Raw genomic sequence first — 19,186 nt, 5'->3', positions numbered from 1 at the left:
ATGGCGGATATCAGCATCGGTACGACGGCGCCTGACTTTGATCTCCCGCGAGATGGCGGAGGGCGCATTTCGCTTCGTGATTTCCGCGGAAAACCGCTGGTGCTTTTCTTCTATCCCAAGGACGACACGACGGGATGCACGGCGGAATCGCTCGCCTTCACAGCACTTGCGGATGAGTTCGAAAAGGCTGGCGCTGGCGTCATCGGCATGTCTCCCGATTCCGTGAAATGCCACGACCGATTCATCAAGAAGCACAACCTTGCGGTTGTCTTGGCGTCTGATGAAGAGAAGACGACGCTTGAGGCCTATGGCGTGTGGAAACAGAAGACCATGTATGGGCGCAATTTCATGGGCGTGGAGCGAACGACCTTTCTAGTCCGCGAGGATGGGACGATCGGCACGATCTGGCAGAAGGTGAAGGTGCCCGGCCACGCAGAAATCGTGCTTGCAGCCGTCCAGAACCTGTCGCGATGACGCCTCGCTCCATCACATCCCTGCGCGGCGGCGCGATCGACGCTATCGGTGCGACCGATCTCAATGAGAAGACGACGCTTGCTCAGGAGACTGCCACGCGTTGGTTCGATCGCAAGCTGTCTCTGCGTTCGCCCCTCGACGCGCCGTTGCCGGACAGACCGGGCCGTCCGCACAAGCCAGATCTGATACCGCCGACGCAGGTCGAAAAGCGTTCCTTGCATACGGTCAAGGGCCGCATCGCGCTGCTGCATGCTATCGCCCATATCGAACTCAACGCTGTCGATCTGGCGCTTGATATCGTTGCGCGATTCGCCACCCAATCGGTGCCTAACTCTTTCTTCGACGGCTGGATGCAGGTTGCCTTCGAGGAAGCAAAACATTTCCGCATGGTGCGCGCCCGCCTGAGAGACCTCGATGCAGACTATGGTGACCTGCCCGCCCACGACGGCCTGTGGCAGGCGGCGCACTCGACAAGGAATGACCTAACGGCGCGCCTCGCCGTTGTGCCGCTCATCCTCGAGGCTCGCGGGCTGGACGTCACGCCGTCGCTACAGGCCAAGTTGCGCGAAACCGGCGATCTGGAGAGCGCAGCCGTACTCGATGTCATTTACAACGATGAGAAGGGGCACGTCGCGATTGGCGCCAAATGGTTCCGTTTTCTCTGCGCGCGCGAAAGGCGGGATCCGGCACGAACATTCCACGAACTGGTACGCGCCAATTTCCGCGGTCCGTTAAAGCCTCCCTTCAACGACATCGCGCGGGCCGAAGCCGGCCTGACGCCGTCCTTCTATCGGTCACTGACATCGACGAGCAACGCCTGATCTTATAGCGACAGCCATGCTGACCTAAGTAAATATTAACCATAATCATGCGTAATTGCGGCAATTGAGGCATCGGCCGTCAATTGGGAGATTCTCCGTGACGCATGCACAGCACAGCCGCGTATTCGGTCAGAAAAAACAAGAGCATATACTGATCCTGGCAAGCGGTGACCGGGTCCGTCATCTGACGGTCAGGCCGTGGATGGCGGCACTTGCCTTCTGCTTCGTCGGCGTCTTTGCGATCGGCTATCTCCTGGCGACCTCTTATCTCGTCCTGCGCGACGACCTGATTGGTGCGACGATGGCAAGGCAGGCGCGCATGCAGCATGACTATGAAGACCGCATCGCCGCTCTGCGCGCCCAGGTCGACCGGGTTACGTCACGTCAATTGCTCGATCAGCAAGTTGTCGAAGACAAGGTCGACAAGCTCATGGAGCAGCAGCTGGCGCTTACCTCGCGCCACGGCAAGCTCGGCTCGCTTCTTGATCGCGCGGAGAATTCAGGGCTGGGCGGCAAGGAGACGACGACGCTCCAGTCTTACGCTCCCGAAGCAAAAGACAAGCACGCCTCGCTTTCCGGTGCAGTTCAGGCAATCGAAAATCAGCTTGCCGGAGCTGACAAACCGGCCGACGTGACGACCGACAACGCTACCCTCGCCGACGTCCCGGCACAGGAAACCGTTGGCGACCGCGCCGACCGCGTTTTCTCCAAGGTGACGCTGTCGTTGAAAGACATCGAGCAGAAGCAGCGCAATCGCATCGCGCAATTGACGAGTGACGCGGGTGGTGCCGCCAATGCCATATCGAAGGTCCTGACGCGTTTCCGCATTTCGGTACCGGCCGAGCGCACGAAGCAGGATGACAGCGCAGTCGGCGGACCGTATGTCGAGCCTGAAGGCGCGGATGATTTCGATAGCTCGCTATCACAGCTTGACGATGCCCTCACCCGCCTTGAGACCGTACGGAGCACAGCGGAATCGCTGCCATTCCAGAACCCGGCCATTGGCAAGGAGATCACCAGCTCGTTCGGCAACAGGCGTGATCCGTTCCTCGGGCGGTTGGCACTGCACTCCGGCATTGACTTTCGTTTTGCGCCCGGTGAGAAGGTTCGCCCGACAGCGCCTGGCAAGGTGATTGCGGCCGGCTGGACCGGCGGCTACGGCAACATGGTTGAGGTTGACCACGGTAACGGCATTTCCACCCGTTATGGTCACATGTCGGAAATCCTGGTGAAGGTCGGCGACAAGGTCGACCGCAATGACGTGATCGGCCTTGCAGGCAGCACCGGCCGGTCCACCGGTACGCATCTGCACTATGAGGTCCGCCAGGACGGCCGGGCAGTCGACCCCATTTATTTCATGAATGCGGGCTTGAAGCTTGCCAGTTACATGAAGTAACTACGTGCACTAACCACGTCTTTACCTGTGCACTAGCCGCAAGGCCTGTATTCCTTGACTTAAGGGCAGTTTCGGCTTATGTCGCGCTGCATTGCGGCACGCAATCATGCCGACTCAATCAGAGTACGGCCGAACCGGAACGGAAACAGTTTTCCCTTTGACGACATTTGCTGATCTTGGCTTGAGCCAAAAAGTGCTTTCCGCTGTGACCGACGCGGGCTACACGACGCCAACTCCCATCCAGGCTGGTGCGATCCCTTTTGCGCTCGAGCGACGCGATATTTGCGGGATTGCGCAAACGGGAACAGGCAAGACTGCATCCTTCGTTCTGCCGATGCTGTCGCTGCTGGAAAAGGGCCGTGCCCGCGCTCGCATGCCGCGCACGCTGATCCTCGAGCCGACCCGCGAACTCGCGGCGCAGGTTGCGGAGAACTTCGAAAAGTACGGCAAGAATCACCGGTTGAATGTCGCGCTGCTGATCGGCGGCGTGTCCTTCGAAGATCAGGATCGCAAGCTTGAGCGCGGCGCCGATGTTCTGATCTGTACGCCCGGCCGCCTGCTCGATCACTTCGAGCGCGGGAAGCTTTTGATGAGCGCTGTCGAAATCTTCGTTATCGACGAGGCCGACCGCATGCTCGACATGGGCTTCATCCCCGATATCGAGCGTATCGCAAAGCTCATTCCGTTTACCCGTCAGACGCTGTTCTTCTCGGCGACCATGCCGCCTGAGATCCAGAAGCTTGCGGATCGCTTCCTGCAGAATCCGGAACGCGTCGAAGTCGCCAAGCCGGCGTCGACGGCAAAAACCGTAACGCAGCGTTTCGTCGCCTCGCACGGCAAGGACTACGAGAAGCGCGCCGTTCTGCGCGACCTTATCAAGGCGCAGACCGATCTCAAGAACGCGATTATCTTTTGTAACCGCAAGAAGGACGTTTCCGAGCTCTTTCGGTCCCTGGACCGCCACGGCTTTTCCGCCGGCGCTCTGCACGGCGACATGGACCAGCGCTCGCGCATGGCCATGCTGCAGAACTTCAAGGACGGCAACCTCCAGCTTCTCGTGGCTTCCGATGTCGCCGCTCGCGGTCTCGACATTCCTGACGTCAGCCACGTCTTCAACTTTGATGTTCCGATCCATTCCGAGGATTATGTTCATCGCATCGGCCGCACCGGCCGCGCAGGCCGTTCCGGCGCTGCATTCACCATCGTCACCCGCCACGACCAAAAACACGCCGACGCGATCGAAAAGCTGATCGGCGAGAAAGTCGAGTGGTTGAACGGCGACCTTTCCGCCTTGCCCCCTCCTGAGCCCGGCCGCGAGGACGATCGTTCCCGCCGCAAGGGTCGAGACAAGGACCGCAGTCGCAGCAAGGGCCGTGGAGGTCATAAATCTGATATCGCCGTCGCAGATAATGACGTCGAGACGATGGAAACAGCAGCACCAGCAAAGGTCGAAAGCGTGAAGCAAGAGCGCAAAGCAGAACAACACAAGCCGCAGCACAGCACGCGCGCCACTCGTCCTTATCCGGCAAACGATGACAATCGCGACCGCCGCCGCTACCGGGACCACGACGACGGCCCGACGCCTGTCGGTTTCGGCGATGAGATTCCGGCCTTCATGCTGATCACGGCCAACGCCAAGATCTAGCGAATCATGGGCACGCCGGGCATCGATTTTCCGGGCGTTGGCGTTGGTCTGGTGATTTTGCGTGACCGCAAGATCCTCCTTTACAAGCGTCTCCGCGCGCCGGAGGCCGGCCACTGGAGCATTGTGGGCGGCAAAGTCGATCATATGGAGCCGGCAGAGCAGGCGGCGCGCCGTGAAGCCGAAGAAGAAACCGGTCTATCGATTGGCCGCGTCAGTCTCCTCGGCCCCGCAGAAGTTATCAGCAAGGCGGACGAACAGCACTGGGTCTCCCTGCTCTATATTGCGTCCGAGTTCGACGGCGAACCGAAGCTCACTGAGCCGGAAAAGCTCTCGGACTTCGGCTGGTTCAGCCGTTCCGACCTCCCGCAACCGCTCTCCGCATTCGCGTCCGCCGCCATGGACAGGCTGAAAGCCGACGAACTCCTCTAGGGTTTCACTCCGCCCGGAGCGCTGCCTCATAGGCAAGCCGCACCCATCGCGCCATAAGGTCGGGGTCGTCATAGGCATCGTCGGGGATCGACCAGTATGGCATCTTCACCGGACTTCCCTTCTTGCCTTCGTAGGCCCATTGCGTCGCCCCGGCTGCAGCGAATTCGGGCGCGCTCTGCTCGTCGGCTTTCAGCAGCATCTCGCCGCGCACCTCGACCGCAACAATCCGCCCCATATGGTAGATGCCCTTGCCACCGAACATCCGTTTGATCGTGACGGGGCCAAGCCCCTGAAACATTTCTTCAATCGCCGCCGCATCCATCCCCTAGCCCTTCAAAACTCCGCCTGCCGCGATGACGGCCTCCGGCGTATCCACATCCAGATGCGCAGCGTCGCCGATTTCGATGTCGGCCACAGGCACGCCCGATGTCTCAAGGATGTGCCGCGCACCGACGTCACCCTCCAGCCGCAAGACCTCATCGTACAGGGATTTCGGTATAATCACAGGATTGCCGCGCTTACCGTGCGACACGGCACGGATGATCGAATGGCCATGCGATCGTCGGAACGCCAAGATCAGCTTATCGAGATCGCTGGTAGAAACGCCCGGCATGTCGGCCAAGATGACCAAAGCTCCATCCGCGTCCCGCGCTTGCTCGACGGAAAATCCTGTCGCGAGCGACGAGGCCATGCCGGAGGCGTAGTCCGGATTGTGAACTATCATCGCATTCAGCCCGGACAGCACCGCTTCGATGTCGTTTTTGCGATGTCCCGTCACGACAATGACTGACGACGCCCGACTGCCGATCGCCGTCCTCACCGATCGCCTGACAAGCGGCACGCCGTCAAACTCCGCCAGCAGCTTGTGCGGCCCGCCCTCGCCCATTCGGCTGGCCTTGCCGGCGGCAAGAACGATGGCCACGACGTTATCCGCGGGGACCAATTGCGCCTCCTGTTCACGAAGGCTTGGCCGCGCCTGGATTTCCATCAGAAGACCTCCGACACCCATGCCGCTGATGTCGAGTGCACTTGGCTCTTCACCCGCCAGGATCCGATCGAGCACCCAGTCGAAGCCATTCTCCTTGGGGCTGCGCGCGCATCCCGGTGCCCCGATCACAGGGATATCGCCGATGCGGCCGAGAACGAGCAGGTTACCCGGGTCGACAGGCATGCCGACCTGCACCACCTCGCCTCCGGCCTGTCGAATCGCCTCGGGAATCACGTCCTCGTCATCGATCACGGCAGACGCGCCGAAAAGAATGATCAGCTTCGGTGCTTTGTCGGGCGAACCTGATGCGTCTCGGAGTGCCTCTGCAACCGGCTTTACACGATGAGCAACCCGCGCCTCTCTAACGAGATGACTGCCGGATGCGATGAGCCGGCGGGAAAGCACACGCGCCGTCTTGTCCATCACCGCCGGCTTCAGCGAAGGCAGCTCCGTCGCAATCAACGAGACAGATCTGCCGGCAAAGGGTTTCACCTCGAATGCCGACGTCGCCCGCAGCACTTCGCATGCGGCGTCGAGTTTCGCGCCTGAGACGGCGAGCGGAATGATCTTGAACGTTGCGACCATGTCGCCGTTCCGGACAGGCACATGGTCGTTGAGGCAGGCGAGCGTTATGCCGGGATCGATCCTGTTCAGGCGATCGACGGCACTTCGGGTTGCGACGAACAGCCCGTCGACCGTCGAGTACACGTTCACGCGCCCTGTGGACGCCTCCGAGAAGCGGAGGTGGTCGGGAGTGACAGCCCTCGCAAGTCGTCCCGCCGCGTCATCCTCACCGACGTCCCCCGGCTCGATACGCGCCGCAATGACATGTTCTATACCCTCGCTGCGGAGCCTGTCGATGTCAGCGGCATCGATCCTGTGCCCTTTGGGCAAGCTGCCGTCTGCAAGCTTCACCGCATGCCCGAGGACCACGCCGTCGGCATCATCGATAGAAAAAGACCCAAATTTCATTTCCTGTCACCAGCCGGTGAAATGTCGCGGGTTCGCAACGTCTGTACGATTTCCGCGAGAATGGCGACCGCGATTTCTGCCGGGCTCGCCGCACCGATCTTGAGCCCGATCGGTGCATTGATCCTGGCTAGCGCGGATTCGTCCAGACCATCGGTACGCAACCTCTCCAGGCGCGTTGCATGCGTTTTGCGGCTGCCGAGCGCACCGACGTAGAAACAACCGATCCGCAACGCCTCGGCAATCGGGAAATCGTCGATCTTCGGGTCATGCGTAACCGCGACCAGCGCCGTATAGGCATCCAGCGGACGATCCTTGAGTACGTCCACTGGCCAATCCGCCGTCAGATCGATGCCGAGGAATCGTTCGGGTGTAGCGAAAGCCGTGCGCGGATCTATGATCCGAACATCAAAGCCGGCAAGAGAGGCCATCTGTGCCAGAATTTGGCTGATGTGGACGGCGCCGATGATCACGATATGGGCCGGGGGCAGATGCGCGTTCAAAAAATAGCGGTGCCCATCGACCTCGATCGACGTCGATCTGCCCGAGCGGAACGCAGCTTCAACGGCAGGCACCAACCAAGGCTTCACAGAATCTCCCTCGAGAACGACGCTATCGTTGCCGTTCTCAAGATCAGTCAGCAGTATCGCGGCCCGGCGAGCGCGTCGGGCGTCATTGAGACGCGCAAGATTTGCGGCATCCATCAATCGAGCCTTTCGACATAGACGCGAATGCGGCCACCGCAGGAAAGGCCGACGCGCCACGCGGTTTCATCCGCGACGCCAAACTCGAGCATCTTCGCCTTGCCGTCGGCGATTACGTCCAGGGCCTCGGCAATGACGGCACCTTCGACGCAGCCTCCTGACACGGACCCTTCGAAATTGCCGTCTCGGTCGATCACCAGATGGCTCCCCGCCGGTCGTGGCGCCGATCCCCACGTCTCGATCACCGTGGCAACAGCCACGTCTCGCCCGCCTTTCCGCCAGCCTTCTGCCGTCATCAGCGGATCAAGGTCAAAAGATGTCCCTGTCATGCGATGCCTTTCAATGTTTCGAGGTACCGGCGCGGGTCGTACGTGGTCGACCTAGTCGCGCCGAGTGCTTCCACGAGGTCGCTCAAGGATGATAGATTGTGAACCGGTCGGAATTCGTCAACATGCGGCAGCATTGCGCGCACGCCACGTGCTCGTGGCTCGAAGCCATCGAAGCGCAGCAACGGATTGAGCCAGATCAGTCGCCGGCAGGAGCGGTGCAGGCGGTCCATCTCGGCTGCGAGCAGCTCCGTTCCCTCGCGTTCCAGGCCATCGGTGATAAGCAGCACGACCGCGCCTTGGCCCAGCACGCGCCGGGCCCACAGGCGATTGAATTCCTTTAACGTTTCACCGATCCGCGTTCCTCCCGACCAATCCTTTACGGCCGCAGCGCATTCATCCATCGCCTCGTCAGGGTCCTTGTGTCGCATTTGGCGGGTGACGTTCGTGAGGCGCGTCCCGAAGAGGAAGGTATGCACCCGCCGGCGCTTCTCCGTCAGCACATGCAGAAAATGCAGAAAGATGCGCGTGTACTGGCTCATGGAGCCGGAAATATCGGCGAGAACGACCAAGGGCGGCTGGACCTCCCGGATTTCACGGTATCGCGGAAGAATGAGATCGGCCCCGCTGCGCAATGCCGCCCGCATCGTCCCGCGCGGGTCGACATGCGAATGAACATGCGACGGCCGGAAGCGCCGAGTGCGCACCTTGTCCAGAGGCAACTGCAGTTTCGTGAGCGCCTTCTTGGCGGCGGCAATCTCCATCGCTGACATTTGGGCGAAGTCCATCCGCCGGAAGACCTCGCTGCCCGACATGGTGAAGCGTGCGTCTATCTCGATGTCGGGCTCATCACGCGGCGGCTTGTTGTCCCTTCGTTCGCCGAGCAAGGCGTCGGCGGCGCGGCTTTCACCGGGCCTCGCCTTTTCCTTGTCACGCGTGTCCGGCGCGCGTGGTGACATCATCGCGATCATTTTTGCGACGAGATCTCGCGACTGCCAGAAAAGCCGAAACGCCTCGTCGAACACCGCCTTGTCTTCATGCCGCTTGACGAAGACGGACGAGAGTGCGGCGTGAAATTCCTCCCGCGACCCCATGCCGATTGCCTCGACCGCCTCGATCGCGTCGACGATCGCCGCCGGCCCGATCTTCATGCCGGCCTTCCGCAATGCTCTGGCAAAGAAGACGATATTGTCTGCAAATCGACCGTCGCCGACTGGAGGCGGTGGAACGGAGATCCCATCCTGTCCGCTTCTCGGATCCATGCGCTATCCCGCCGCCTGCAGCTCGCTCTTGACATCTTCCAGCACCTTTGCGCCGTCGCTGCTTTGAATGCGTGCAATGTCGTCCTGGTATTTCAGCAGTGTTCCGATCGTGTCGGAGATCGTATCCGGATCGAGCGCCAGCCGGTCGAGTTCCGTCAGCGCTGTCGCCCAATCGATCGTCTCGGCAACGCCCGGGTTCTTGAAAAGATCCAGTGCACGAAGCTTCTGCACATAGGCGACGATCTGTGTGGACAGGGCTGCATTGCAGCCCGGCACCTTGCGTCGAATGATTTCCAGCTCCTGCGCGGCATCGGGATAATCGACCCAGTGGTAGAGGCAGCGCCGCTTTAGCGCGTCGTGGACCTCGCGCGTCCGGTTCGTGGTGATGATGACGATCGGCGGCTCGGCGGCCCGGATCGTGCCGAGCTCGGGAATCGTTACCTGAAAGTCGGAAAGAACCTCCAAAAGGAAGGCCTCGAATGCCTCGTCGGTACGGTCTAGCTCGTCGATAAGGAAGACTGGTGACCGGCCATCCGGGCTCGATAGAGCCTGAAGCACCGGCCGGCGGATCAGGTAGCGTTCGGAGAAGATGTCCGACTCGATCCTGTCCCGGTCGGTAAGCCCGGACGCCTCGGCAAGGCGGATTTCCAGCATCTGCGCCGGGTAATTCCATTCGTAGACGGCCGAGGCGATGTCCAAGCCTTCGTAGCATTGCAGGCGGATCAACGGCCGCCCCAGGGCTTTTGATAGGACCTTGGCGATCTCCGTCTTCCCGACACCGGCCTCACCCTCCAGGAAGAGAGGACGCCTCATCTTCAGGGCGAGAAAAAGCACCGTGCCAAGTGCCCGCCCAGCCAGATAGTCCTGATCGCCCAGCATCGCGATCGTCTCGTCGATCGACGACGGCAGCGGCAGATGCGCTTGATCCGGCATGTCTTCTCCCTTTTTTCAGGAAGTTATAACGTGTGATAGTCGCGGTTCATATAGAGAAGCGCGGGCTTGGCCTCGTTGTAGCGGACCGCCACGACCTCACCGAAAATGATATGGTGCGTCGACATTTCCTTGATTTCACTCACGCGGCAATCGAAGGAGGCAAGGGCGTCGTGAAGAATGGGTGCACCGGTGACGAGCTTGTCGAACCGGCCCGTCGCGAAACGTTCGTCGTTGCTGAGCTGGGTGCGGCCGGAAAAGGCATCGGCCAGCGCCTGATGGTGCGCGCCCAACGTGTTCAGGGCGAAGATGCCGCTCCGGAAGAAGATGTCGTTCTTCGGATTGCTATTGTTCAGGCACACAAGAACGGTTGCAGGGTCGTCAGATACTGAGCAAGCGGCAGTGATCGTCACGCCGCGGCGCTCCTCGCCGATTGCCGTCGTCACGAGCTGCACATGGCCTCCAAAGCGGCTCATCGCATCTCGGTAGAGGCGCGGATCGATCGGTTGTTTATTCAACAAAGGCATTCTCCATCCGGCGTCACCGGCTTGCTGTTTCCTGTAATATGAAGGTGATCGGTTACCTTTTCTACAAAAGCCAGGCGAAAAGCTTCCCGATTGTGCGTTTTTCTTTGACGATCGATGTCGGACGGATAAAAGAGCAGGACAAACGACAGGGACCTGCAGCTTTTATGAATACTTTGCGTGGCCTAGCACTTCTGCCGATGCTGCTCCTTGCGGCCGCAGAATGCCATGCCGCGGGCCTGATAGTCGGTGTCGTAGCGCCACAGAGTGGCAACCTCGCGCCAATCGGCGCGCAGGTCATTGCCGGCGCGACGGCCAAGGTCCAGCAGGACGGTAACACGGTTGTCACGGTCGGAGAGACTTGCGAGGCAAACAGCGGCGCGGCAATCGCCGACGCACTGATTAATGCCAAGGTCCAGGTGGCCGTCGGTTTTCTCTGCAGCGAAACGCTCGAAGGCGCGCTGCCTAAGCTCAGGGACGCAAATATCCCGGCGATCACCGTCTCCGTGCGTTCACGCATTCTCATGGAAGATGCCCTGAAGAATGGCTGGCCCTTCTACCGGATGGCGCCAGCCGATGGCGCCGAAGCGGAAAAGATCATCGAGGCAATCGTGAGCGAGTGGGCAGCCTCGCCGATCGCACTGATCGAGGATGGCACTATCCATGGTCGGGAGCTTACGGAAGCAATCCGTAACGCACTCGAGGAAAAAGGCCTCAAGCCCGTCTTCACCGACACCTATCGACCGGGCCAGGAGCAGCAGGTCGCTCTCGTGCGACGACTGAAGAAAGCCGGGGCAACAAAAGTCTTTGTCGGCGGAGATCGTAGCGACGCTGCCGTCATCGCACGCGATGCCGCAGCGGAAAAAGCTCACCTCGATATTCTTGGTGGCGACGCCATGCGCGCTGCTGACCAGCCGCTTGCACTCGCGGATGGCGTTCTCGCCGTTGTTCTGCCTGATTATGCCGCGCGCCCGGAGGCGAAGCCGGTGGTCGACGCGTTCCGCGCGAGTGGCGTCGAGCCGGAGGGCTATGTGCTACCTGCCTATGCGGCGGTGGAAATCGCCACGAAGGCAGCCCAGGATGCCGGCGCGGACGACAGGCCCATCGCGCAGCACATCGGCGGCACCTCCTTTGAGACGGTCATCGGAAAAATTGCTTTCAACGCCGGCCATGAACTGGCCGACAATCCCTACCGCATGCTGCAGTGGCATGCCGGTTCGTTCGTGCCGCCAAGCACTCCGATCGAATAGATCTGACGCTGCGGCATGCGTTCTACGGAGAGACTTCAATGACTACGCCCATTCGCATCGCGCCATCCGTCCTTGCTGCCGATTTTGCTAAACTCGGCCAGGAAGTGCGCGACGTAACGGCCGCCGGAGCCGATTGGATTCACCTCGACGTCATGGACGGTCACTTCGTGCCGAACATTTCCTTCGGCCCTGACGTTATCAAGTCGCTGCGTTCCTATACGGATGCAGTGTTCGATTGCCATCTGATGATTGCGCCGGTCGACCCGTACCTTGAGGCCTTCGCGAAAGCCGGCTGCGATCGCATTACCGTCCATGCTGAAGCCGGGCCGCATCTCCACCGCTCGCTTCAGACGGTACGCGGGCTGGGCAAGAAGGTCGGCGTTACCATTAATCCAGCAACGCCGCTTTCGGCGATCGAGAACGTGCTCGACGACATCGACCTGATCCTCATCATGTCGGTGAACCCCGGCTTCGGCGGGCAGAAATTTATCCCGGCGATGGCCGACAAGATCGCCACAGCGCGGTCACTGATCGGTGACAGACCGATCGACCTTGAAGTTGACGGTGGAGTGACGGTCGAAACCGCGCCGATCATCGGCAAGGCTGGCGGCGATGTTCTCGTGGCCGGTTCGGCGATTTTCAAAGGCGGTTCGCTCGAGGCCTACAAGACAGCAATCAGCGCTCTACGAAATGCCGCCGAAGGTCAATCCAAGTCGTGATAAAAGCAGGCCGCCCTTGATTTCCGAGCGGCTTCGGGCGGCTCGCCCGCCCCTCCCCGATCTTTTCGTGGGCGCCATTCTCTGGGGCACCCAGATGCTGGCATCCGCAATGGCCGCGCTCTATCTCAGAAATGGGATGGAGGCGGCACATGTCCGCGATCTCGCAATGCTCTATTTTGCGGGCGGTTTACTGGCCTGGCTGTTCATGTTGCCCTTGGGCCGCTTCCTTGCGCATCGACGATCCTTGAAAACACGCTTTGCAGCATTCTTCGTTGCACTTGCCGCCGGGACCATCTTGATGACGGCCTTTCTCTTCGCCATGGACTACCGGGTCTTCTACTCCGCGTGGCACGCCTCTTTTGGATCCCGCACATGGGTGTTCCAATTCGTCTTTACCGGAGCCAGCGCGGTCTATCAGTTTGCCGTGCTGGGAATTCGCCTGTTTCTTCCGCTCGGGCTTCTCTGCCTTTTCGGCACGAGTATTGCGCTTGCCAAACGCATGCGTTGAGATTGCCGCCTGTCTTTGCTACAGGGGCGCCAGCATTCTTTTTATGAACGAAAGCAGGAAGCCATGATCCCGCGCTACTCCCGACCAGAGATGGTCGCCATCTGGTCGCCCGAAACCAAATTCCGCATCTGGTTCGAAATCGAGGCTCACGCCTGCGATGCGCTCGCCGAACTGGGCGTCATCCCGAAATCCGCTGCAAAGACAATTTGGGAGCGAGGCGGCGCTGCGACGTTCGACGTTGCGCGGATCGATGAAATCGAGGCCGTCACCAAGCACGATGTCATCGCCTTCCTGACACATCTTTCAGAAATCGTCGGCCCGGACGCCCGTTTCGTCCACCAGGGGATGACCTCTTCGGACGTTCTCGACACCACGCTGAACATCCAGCTCGTCCGTGCAGCCGACATTCTGCTTGCCGATATGGACCGCCTGCTTGCGGCACTCAAGGCACGCGCGTTCGAACACAAGGACACCATCCGCATCGGCCGTAGCCACGGCATTCACGCCGAGCCGACGACGATGGGACTAACGCTGGCGCGCTTCTATGCCGAGATGAGCCGCAACCGTGCGCGTCTCGTGGCTGCGCGTGCCGAAATCGCCACAGGTGCGGTTTCGGGCGCCGTCGGCACCTTTGCCAATATCGACCCACGCGTCGAGGAACACGTCTGCGCCAAGCTCGGCCTGATCCCGGAGGCCGTTTCGACCCAGGTCATTCCGCGCGACCGCCATGCGATGTTCTTCGCGATCCTCGGCGTCATCGGCTCCTCCATCGAAAACGTCGCGATCGAGATCCGCCACATGCAGCGGACTGAAGTGCTGGAAGCCGAGGAATACTTCTCGCCTGGCCAGAAGGGTTCTTCTGCCATGCCGCACAAGCGCAATCCGGTTCTGACCGAGAACCTCACCGGCCTAGCGCGCCTGGTGCGCATGTCGGTCGTTCCGGCCATGGAGAACGTCGCCCTGTGGCACGAGCGCGACATCAGCCATTCCAGCGTCGAGCGCGCCATCGGTCCCGACACGACGATCACGCTCGACTTCGCCCTCAACCGTTTGGCCGGCGTCATTGAGAAGCTTGTGGTCTATCCCGACAACATGATGAAGAATCTCGATAAATTCCGTGGCCTCGTGCATTCGCAGCGTGTACTTCTGGCGCTGACGCAGGCTGGTGTTTCGCGTGAGGATGCCTATCGGCTCGTTCAGCGTAACGCGATGAAGGTTTGGGAACAGGGCAAGGACTTCCTCGAGGAATTGCTCGCCGACGCAGAGGTCCGTGCCGCGTTATCCGAAGAAGAAATCCGCGAGAAGTTCGATCTCGGATACCATACCAAACACGTAGATACGATCTTCCGGCGCGTTTTCGGCGCTGCCTAAGTTGGACTACCGGGACGGCGCCTTCGAGGGCGCCGTTTTCCGTTTCGGCTTCCGGGGCTTCGCCGATGTCCTCTTTTCGTTCGTCTCATCAGTGGAATTTGTCGCTTTCGGCGTTCCTTTTGTCCGCCCCTCGCGCACTCCCTTTGCGGCCTTGGCGACAAGGCGGTCCAAGTGCTTCAGGTCTTCGTCATCGAGGTGCTCGATCCCGATGAACTTGTTCTCGGCGTGGCTCGTCAGAATAATCTCGTCGAGCTTGGCCTGGACAGCGCGAGCATCCCTCGTCTGCGCATTCTGCAACACGAACACCATCAGGAACGTAATAATGGTCGTTCCGGTATTGATGACCAACTGCCAAGTCTCTGAGAAATCGAAAAGTGGCCCCGTCGCTGCCCATATGGCGACGAGCGCGACAGCGAGGACGAAAGTCGCTGGCTTCCCTGCCCATTCAGACGTCTTGCTGGCAAAGCGGGTAAACAGATGTTGCGGCGCAGCCATATGTGACCTCCCTGGGGTATCCCCTCAGCGAAACTCCAAGGGAGGTGGTGTAGTTCCAGTCTGCAGCCGTCAGACAACCGGTGGTGCCACGAGCTTCCTATAGAGGTGCCAGCTGGCATGACCGAGCACCGGCATGACCAGGGCAAGCCCGACGAACAGTGGGATCGTGCCAACCATGAGAGCAACGGCGATGATCAGCCCCCAGCAGAAGACCGGCACCGGGTTGGCGACAGTCGCCCTGACCGATGTCTCCATCGCGCAGACGAGCCCAACGTCCCGATCCAGCAGCAAGGGAAAGGTCACGACGGTCGTGGCCAGAACGATGATGGCAAAGCCTAGGCCAAGCAGATGCCCCCATATGATCAGCTGTATCCCCTCAGGCGTGCCGAAGATCTCCGAGAGGAACACTGAGATCGACCGCGGGAAAACATCCCCAAAGACGTTGGAATAAAGCGTCTGCGCAGCAACGAGCCAGACGACGAAGAAGCCGAACAGCAGCAATCCGCCGGCAATGATCGACGGGAACGCCGGCGATCTCGTTACCTCAAGAGCGTGTCTCCACGAGGTGTCCATACCGGCTTCACGCCTGCGGCTGATTTCGTAGAGCCCGATCGCTGCGATGGGGCCGATCAGCGCGAAACCTGATATCAGCGGGAAAATCATCGGCAGGAGGTTGGCACTTGATGTTGCGACTGCAAGAAAAATGCCGGCAATCGGATACATCAAGCATAGAAATACATAGTGGGATGGTTTTTCTCGAAAATCGTCGAGCCCGCGCCGTAGCGCATCGAGGACATCCGCAACGCTGATCTTGTTGACGACCGGGCGTGTATAGACATCGCTTGCACCCGACATAACATGGAATGCCGTCATGGCTTTCTCCTCCTCAGCCAAGATAGCCGGCAACGAAAGGATCGGCGACAACGCCGATACGAGACGCAACCGGCACTGCGGAAAAACATAACAAATTTCGCGGCCTTGTCCCACCCCTCCCTTGACATCGCCGCCAGGCTTTCTCACATCCGCGCCATCATGAAAGCTTCAGACGCCGAAATCCTCATCATCCCCGGTTATACGAATTCCGGTCCCAACCATTGGCAAAGCCGCTGGGAGGCCAAGCTCAGCACCGCTCGCCGTGTCGAACAGGCCGAATGGTCGAAGCCGGTCCGCGACGATTGGGTAAAGCGCATCTCCGAAGAGGTGAACGCTGCGACGCGACCAGTCATACTGGTCGCGCATTCGCTTGGCATTCCGTCCGCCATCCACGCCATTCCCCATTTCCGCAACAAGGTGGCAGGGGCATTCTTCGTTGCACCGCCCGATGTCGCCAATCCCGCGATACGGCCAAAGCACCTGATGACATTCGGCCCGTATCCACGAGATCCATTGCCTTTCCCGACGATCACGATCGCGAGCCGCAATGATCCTTTCGGCAGCTATGAGCATGCCGACGACATCGCTGCCAGCTGGGGATCGCTCCTCATCGACGCCGGTGAGGCCGGGCACATCAACAGCGAGTCCGGCCACGGACCATGGCCGGAAGGAACAATGGTGTTTGCCCAGTTCCTGAGCCGCCTAAAGCCGTCCTAGAGGCGCTAGACCCCCGCCACCAGCAACCTCGCAGCATCGCCGCTGACCAGGATGCCGGTTCGACCGCCCGTGCCGCGAATAGGCAGAAACCGGAGAAAAAGGGTCAAGACCATTCGACCACCACTCCCTGGAGATCCGCTGACTGTTTGCGACTATCCGTCAGTCGCCCTCGCCGCGAATAAAGAGAACGCCCGCTAAGCCCACAAGTACTATGCATTGCAGTATGAACATTGGCCATTCTGGAGACATGTTGGTCCCTCCCCAATCAACGCGATATAGGGCGCAGTCAGCCAAGTGTATGCACGTTACGGAAAAGTTACACGCATATAGAGCGGCACACAAAAGCCGATAGACACTACGTGTTTGTTTTTAATAGAATATTATTTTTATGACATTAAGGGCTATTTAATTCAATGAATGCAAAATATATACACGCTAAAAGAGCGAGTATGCAGATTGAAGCAAGCGACTCCCGATAAACGGGTTAAATCGAAGACCAAGGTCGAAGCCGCAGCGTTTGACGGCGACACGGCGCCACTGAACGGTGCTGAACTCCTGGAACGCGAGAGCCGCTGGAATTACGCGCTTGTCGGATCGGGTCTCGGCGTCTGGGATCACAATCTTCGTCTTGGCAAACGCTATTATTCCGATACCTGGAAGATCATGCGCGGCATGGCGCCCGACGAGGATGCAGACGGCGACTACGACACGTGGATCGAACTCATCCACCCCGACGACCGGGACTTTGTCGTAAAGGCCGTCGATCGGCAAAATGCCGGCGATCCCGACTATCAGATCTTCGAGTATCGCGAGCGCCACAGGGATGGCCACTGGATCTGGATTGAGTGCCGGGGCGCCTGTGTTGAATGGGACGAAAACGGTATCCCTGCCCGGCTCGTCGGCACCGATACAGACATCACCGCGCGTAAGGGGGCGGAGGAGCGGCTTGCGCACGTGTCGCGGCGCCTCGATCTTGCCCTTGATATCTCCGATATTGGGGTCTTCGAGGCTGACATCGAGAATGGAACGGTCGATTGGGACGACCGCCTTCTGGCGATCTACGGCATTACCGACACGTCGCCGGCCAACACCGGCAACGCCTGGGAGGCCTCGCTGCATCCCGACGACAGGGACCGCGTACTGGCAACGATCGATGAGTGCGTCACCAATAACACCGATTTCCAGCACGAATTCCGCATCATCAGGCAGGACGGCATCGAGCGCGTCATTCGCGCAAAAGCGGCCTTCTTTCTTGACAGCGACGGGCGTCGCAAGCTGATTGGCGCGAATTGGGATGTTACGGCCGAAGTTAGGCTCAACAACGAACTGCAGCGCGCCAAGGATCTCGCGGAAGCCCGAAACAGGGAGCTCGAAAGCGCCAAGGAGAACATCGAGCACCTGGCGTTGCACGATTATCTCACTGGCTTGCCCAATCGCCGATACCTGGACCGTATGCTGGACGAATGTTCCGCCCAATGTCGCCGGAACGGCCTGGCGCTCGCGATCCTCCACATCGATCTCGATCGCTTCAAGCAAATCAATGACACTCTCGGCCACCGCGCCGGTGACGCGATGCTGAAGCATGCAGCGCAAGTGCTGAAGGAAAGTGTCCGTTCGACCGATTTTGTCGCCCGTATTGGTGGCGACGAATTCGTGGTCCTCTGTACACTTGATGTCACGCCGAAGAAGATCTCCAATCTGGCGGAGCGCATCATCCGCAAGCTCTGCAGGCCCATTCGCTACGAGGGCCATGATTGCCGTTTCGGGGCCAGCATCGGCATTGCCACAGAAAGCAGTCCGGCGCTCGATGCCAAGCAACTTCTGCTCAATGCGGATATAGCGCTCTACCGCGCAAAAAGCGGCGGACGCAACCGGCACGAATTCTTCTCGACCGATGAGCGACGCCGCATCATCGCCAGCAAGCATTTGGCGGACGAAATCCTACTGGGGCTGGAACGGGGGGAGTTTGTTCCGTTCTACCAGTTGCAGTTCCATGCCCGAACGCTCGATGTTGCCGGAGTCGAGACGCTGGCTCGCTGGCAGCACCGGGAGCACGGTTTACTGGCGCCCGATCGTTTCCTGGCGATCGCCGAGGATCTGGATGTCGTCTCCACGATCGACGGCCTCATCCTCGAGCAAGCGCTGGCTGACCGGAAGCGATGGGAGGATGAGGGGCTCCTCATCCCGAAAATTGCGGTCAACGTATCGTCGCGTCGCCTCGGAGATCCAAACCTGGCGAAGAAGCTTCGCGGCTTGAAGATCGAACCACGCACGATTTCGTTCGAGTTGCTTGAATCGATCTCGCTGGACGATTGCGATGACGCCGTGATCGCCAATCTCCGGCACCTGCGCCGCCTTGGCATCGACATAGAAATCGATGACTTCGGCACGGGCCATGCGTCCATTGTCAGCCTTTTGAAGCTGAGTCCGAAAACCTTGAAGATCGACCGCGAACTAATCCGCTTGCTGCCCCATTCGGCAGAGCAGCGGAAACTGGTCCGCTCGATCATCGATATCGGCCGTTCGCTGAACATTCTGGTCACGGCGGAGGGGGTCGAGACGATGGACCACGTCCGTATCCTTTGTGACCTCGGTTGCGATATGCTTCAGGGCTACGCGCTGGCCCGTCCGATGCCCGCGCTGCAGATAGCGCCTTTTGTACGCACCGCGTCTTGGCGGGGCGTGGAAGGCCCTGCCCGCGGCCTCCAGCAGGATCTGCGTAAGTCGGTCAACGGCTCCGGCCAGAGATAAAGGCCTGCATGACGGCCCCGACAGGGACGCCTCA

Annotated in this window: 20 protein-coding genes; 11 read left to right on the top strand and 9 right to left on the bottom strand. The window is 59.9% G+C overall.

The annotated features are described in order from the left end of the window. From FHT71_RS27265 to FHT71_RS27245, 5 genes are all read left to right on the top strand, one after another. Entirely contained in the window at positions 1 to 474 is a 474-nt protein-coding gene (locus FHT71_RS27265; RefSeq protein WP_007789596.1) for a peroxiredoxin, read from the top strand. Next, entirely contained in the window at positions 471 to 1,295 is an 825-nt protein-coding gene (locus FHT71_RS27260) for a ferritin-like domain-containing protein (RefSeq protein WP_183722880.1), read from the top strand. Before FHT71_RS27265 ends, FHT71_RS27260 begins: the two co-directional genes overlap by 4 nt. A gap of 97 nt (positions 1,296 to 1,392) precedes the next feature. Beyond that, entirely contained in the window at positions 1,393 to 2,691 is a 1,299-nt protein-coding gene (locus FHT71_RS27255) for a M23 family metallopeptidase (RefSeq protein ID WP_132593110.1), read from the top strand. A 106-nt stretch (positions 2,692 to 2,797) separates the two neighbouring features. Then, complete coding sequence (locus FHT71_RS27250; RefSeq protein WP_183722878.1) at positions 2,798 to 4,336, top strand: DEAD/DEAH box helicase; 1,539 nt, start codon at positions 2,798 to 2,800, stop codon at positions 4,334 to 4,336. A 6-nt stretch (positions 4,337 to 4,342) separates the two neighbouring features. After that, positions 4,343 to 4,765, top strand: a complete 423-nt coding sequence (locus FHT71_RS27245) for an NUDIX domain-containing protein (RefSeq protein ID WP_007789589.1) — start codon at positions 4,343 to 4,345, stop codon at positions 4,763 to 4,765. Between the two features lie 4 nt (positions 4,766 to 4,769). Here FHT71_RS27245 and FHT71_RS27240 read toward each other — a convergent pair whose 3' ends face one another. From FHT71_RS27240 to FHT71_RS27210, 7 genes are read right to left on the bottom strand one after another with little or no spacing between them, the layout of a single operon-like run. Continuing rightward, positions 4,770 to 5,087, bottom strand: coding sequence for a TfoX/Sxy family protein (locus FHT71_RS27240; protein ID WP_007789587.1), 318 nt, complete (start codon positions 5,085 to 5,087; stop codon positions 4,770 to 4,772). Between the two features lie 3 nt (positions 5,088 to 5,090). Next, complete coding sequence (locus FHT71_RS27235) at positions 5,091 to 6,725, bottom strand: molybdopterin-binding/glycosyltransferase family 2 protein (protein ID WP_183722876.1); 1,635 nt, start codon at positions 6,723 to 6,725, stop codon at positions 5,091 to 5,093. Then, complete coding sequence (locus tag FHT71_RS27230; RefSeq protein WP_132593114.1) at positions 6,722 to 7,426, bottom strand: XdhC family protein; 705 nt, start codon at positions 7,424 to 7,426, stop codon at positions 6,722 to 6,724. The genes FHT71_RS27235 and FHT71_RS27230 overlap by 4 nt, the downstream gene beginning before the upstream one ends. Next, a complete protein-coding gene (locus FHT71_RS27225; RefSeq protein ID WP_007789581.1) occupies positions 7,426 to 7,755 on the bottom strand; it encodes an XdhC family protein in 330 nt (109 codons plus the stop codon). Before FHT71_RS27225 ends, FHT71_RS27230 begins: the two co-directional genes overlap by 1 nt. Further along, positions 7,752 to 9,014, bottom strand: coding sequence for a VWA domain-containing protein (locus FHT71_RS27220; RefSeq protein ID WP_132593116.1), 1,263 nt, complete (start codon positions 9,012 to 9,014; stop codon positions 7,752 to 7,754). Before FHT71_RS27220 ends, FHT71_RS27225 begins: the two co-directional genes overlap by 4 nt. A 3-nt stretch (positions 9,015 to 9,017) precedes the next feature. Continuing rightward, positions 9,018 to 9,947, bottom strand: a complete 930-nt coding sequence (locus FHT71_RS27215) for a MoxR family ATPase (protein WP_007789576.1) — start codon at positions 9,945 to 9,947, stop codon at positions 9,018 to 9,020. A gap of 23 nt (positions 9,948 to 9,970) precedes the next feature. Then, positions 9,971 to 10,465, bottom strand: coding sequence for a flavin reductase (locus tag FHT71_RS27210; protein ID WP_037081966.1), 495 nt, complete (start codon positions 10,463 to 10,465; stop codon positions 9,971 to 9,973). A gap of 170 nt (positions 10,466 to 10,635) precedes the next feature. Between FHT71_RS27210 and FHT71_RS27205 the strand changes: the two genes are divergently transcribed. From FHT71_RS27205 to purB, 4 genes are all read left to right on the top strand, one after another. Continuing rightward, positions 10,636 to 11,718 carry a branched-chain amino acid ABC transporter substrate-binding protein gene (locus FHT71_RS27205; RefSeq protein ID WP_132593118.1) on the top strand — a complete coding sequence of 361 codons (1,083 nt, stop codon included), beginning with the start codon at positions 10,636 to 10,638 and terminating at the stop codon, positions 11,716 to 11,718. Between the two features lie 38 nt (positions 11,719 to 11,756). Further along, the gene (gene rpe, locus FHT71_RS27200; protein WP_007789567.1) at positions 11,757 to 12,437 is read left to right on the top strand and encodes a ribulose-phosphate 3-epimerase; all 681 of its coding nucleotides are present in this window, start codon (positions 11,757 to 11,759) and stop codon (positions 12,435 to 12,437) included. After that, positions 12,409 to 12,945 (top strand): hypothetical protein, encoded by a 537-nt coding sequence (locus FHT71_RS27195; RefSeq protein ID WP_183722874.1) that lies wholly within the window; start codon positions 12,409 to 12,411, stop codon positions 12,943 to 12,945. Before rpe ends, FHT71_RS27195 begins: the two co-directional genes overlap by 29 nt. A gap of 63 nt (positions 12,946 to 13,008) precedes the next feature. Next, a complete protein-coding gene (purB, locus tag FHT71_RS27190) occupies positions 13,009 to 14,316 on the top strand; it encodes an adenylosuccinate lyase (protein WP_132593122.1) in 1,308 nt (435 codons plus the stop codon). Positions 14,317 to 14,322: 6 nt separating this feature from the next. On the opposite strand, the gene FHT71_RS27185 is transcribed toward purB, so the two are convergent. Continuing rightward, on the bottom strand, positions 14,323 to 14,811 hold the full coding sequence (locus FHT71_RS27185; RefSeq protein WP_007789560.1) for a low affinity iron permease family protein: 489 nt from the start codon (positions 14,809 to 14,811) through the stop codon (positions 14,323 to 14,325). Positions 14,812 to 14,880: 69 nt separating this feature from the next. Continuing rightward, positions 14,881 to 15,684 carry a DUF2189 domain-containing protein gene (locus FHT71_RS27180; protein WP_132593124.1) on the bottom strand — a complete coding sequence of 268 codons (804 nt, stop codon included), beginning with the start codon at positions 15,682 to 15,684 and terminating at the stop codon, positions 14,881 to 14,883. Between the two features lie 159 nt (positions 15,685 to 15,843). On the opposite strand from FHT71_RS27180, the gene FHT71_RS27175 reads away from it, so the two are divergent. Further along, on the top strand, positions 15,844 to 16,401 hold the full coding sequence (locus FHT71_RS27175) for an alpha/beta hydrolase (protein ID WP_037081977.1): 558 nt from the start codon (positions 15,844 to 15,846) through the stop codon (positions 16,399 to 16,401). Positions 16,402 to 16,857: 456 nt separating this feature from the next. Continuing rightward, complete coding sequence (locus FHT71_RS27170; protein ID WP_183722872.1) at positions 16,858 to 19,152, top strand: EAL domain-containing protein; 2,295 nt, start codon at positions 16,858 to 16,860, stop codon at positions 19,150 to 19,152. Positions 19,153 to 19,186 lie beyond the last annotated feature (34 nt).

It is taken from the genome of Rhizobium sp. BK060, assembly GCF_014193145.1.
Taxonomy (GTDB): Bacteria; Pseudomonadota; Alphaproteobacteria; order Rhizobiales; family Rhizobiaceae; genus Rhizobium.
The sequence above is the reverse complement of the archived record's forward strand: the minus strand, read 5'-3'. Positions and strand labels throughout refer to the sequence as shown.

Excerpts from the sequence above, each read along its gene's own strand:
- purB (WP_132593122.1), top strand. The coding sequence starts at position 13,009 with ATGATCCCGCGCTACTCCCGACCAGAGATGGTCGCCATCTGGTCGCCC.
- FHT71_RS27240 (WP_007789587.1), bottom strand. The coding sequence starts at position 5,087 with ATGGATGCGGCGGCGATTGAAGAAATGTTTCAGGGGCTTGGCCCCGTC.
- FHT71_RS27220 (WP_132593116.1), bottom strand. The coding sequence starts at position 9,014 with ATGGATCCGAGAAGCGGACAGGATGGGATCTCCGTTCCACCGCCTCCA.
- FHT71_RS27265 (WP_007789596.1), top strand. The coding sequence starts at position 1 with ATGGCGGATATCAGCATCGGTACGACGGCGCCTGACTTTGATCTCCCG.
- FHT71_RS27235 (WP_183722876.1), bottom strand. The coding sequence starts at position 6,725 with ATGAAATTTGGGTCTTTTTCTATCGATGATGCCGACGGCGTGGTCCTC.
- FHT71_RS27205 (WP_132593118.1), top strand. The coding sequence starts at position 10,636 with ATGAATACTTTGCGTGGCCTAGCACTTCTGCCGATGCTGCTCCTTGCG.
- FHT71_RS27260 (WP_183722880.1), top strand. The coding sequence starts at position 471 with ATGACGCCTCGCTCCATCACATCCCTGCGCGGCGGCGCGATCGACGCT.
- FHT71_RS27250 (WP_183722878.1), top strand. The coding sequence starts at position 2,798 with ATGCCGACTCAATCAGAGTACGGCCGAACCGGAACGGAAACAGTTTTC.
- FHT71_RS27180 (WP_132593124.1), bottom strand. The coding sequence starts at position 15,684 with ATGACGGCATTCCATGTTATGTCGGGTGCAAGCGATGTCTATACACGC.
- FHT71_RS27185 (WP_007789560.1), bottom strand. The coding sequence starts at position 14,811 with ATGGCTGCGCCGCAACATCTGTTTACCCGCTTTGCCAGCAAGACGTCT.
- FHT71_RS27175 (WP_037081977.1), top strand. The coding sequence starts at position 15,844 with ATGAAAGCTTCAGACGCCGAAATCCTCATCATCCCCGGTTATACGAAT.
- FHT71_RS27230 (WP_132593114.1), bottom strand. The coding sequence starts at position 7,426 with ATGGATGCCGCAAATCTTGCGCGTCTCAATGACGCCCGACGCGCTCGC.
- FHT71_RS27195 (WP_183722874.1), top strand. The coding sequence starts at position 12,409 with ATGCCGCCGAAGGTCAATCCAAGTCGTGATAAAAGCAGGCCGCCCTTG.
- FHT71_RS27245 (WP_007789589.1), top strand. The coding sequence starts at position 4,343 with ATGGGCACGCCGGGCATCGATTTTCCGGGCGTTGGCGTTGGTCTGGTG.
- FHT71_RS27215 (WP_007789576.1), bottom strand. The coding sequence starts at position 9,947 with ATGCCGGATCAAGCGCATCTGCCGCTGCCGTCGTCGATCGACGAGACG.
- rpe (WP_007789567.1), top strand. The coding sequence starts at position 11,757 with ATGACTACGCCCATTCGCATCGCGCCATCCGTCCTTGCTGCCGATTTT.
- FHT71_RS27225 (WP_007789581.1), bottom strand. The coding sequence starts at position 7,755 with ATGACAGGGACATCTTTTGACCTTGATCCGCTGATGACGGCAGAAGGC.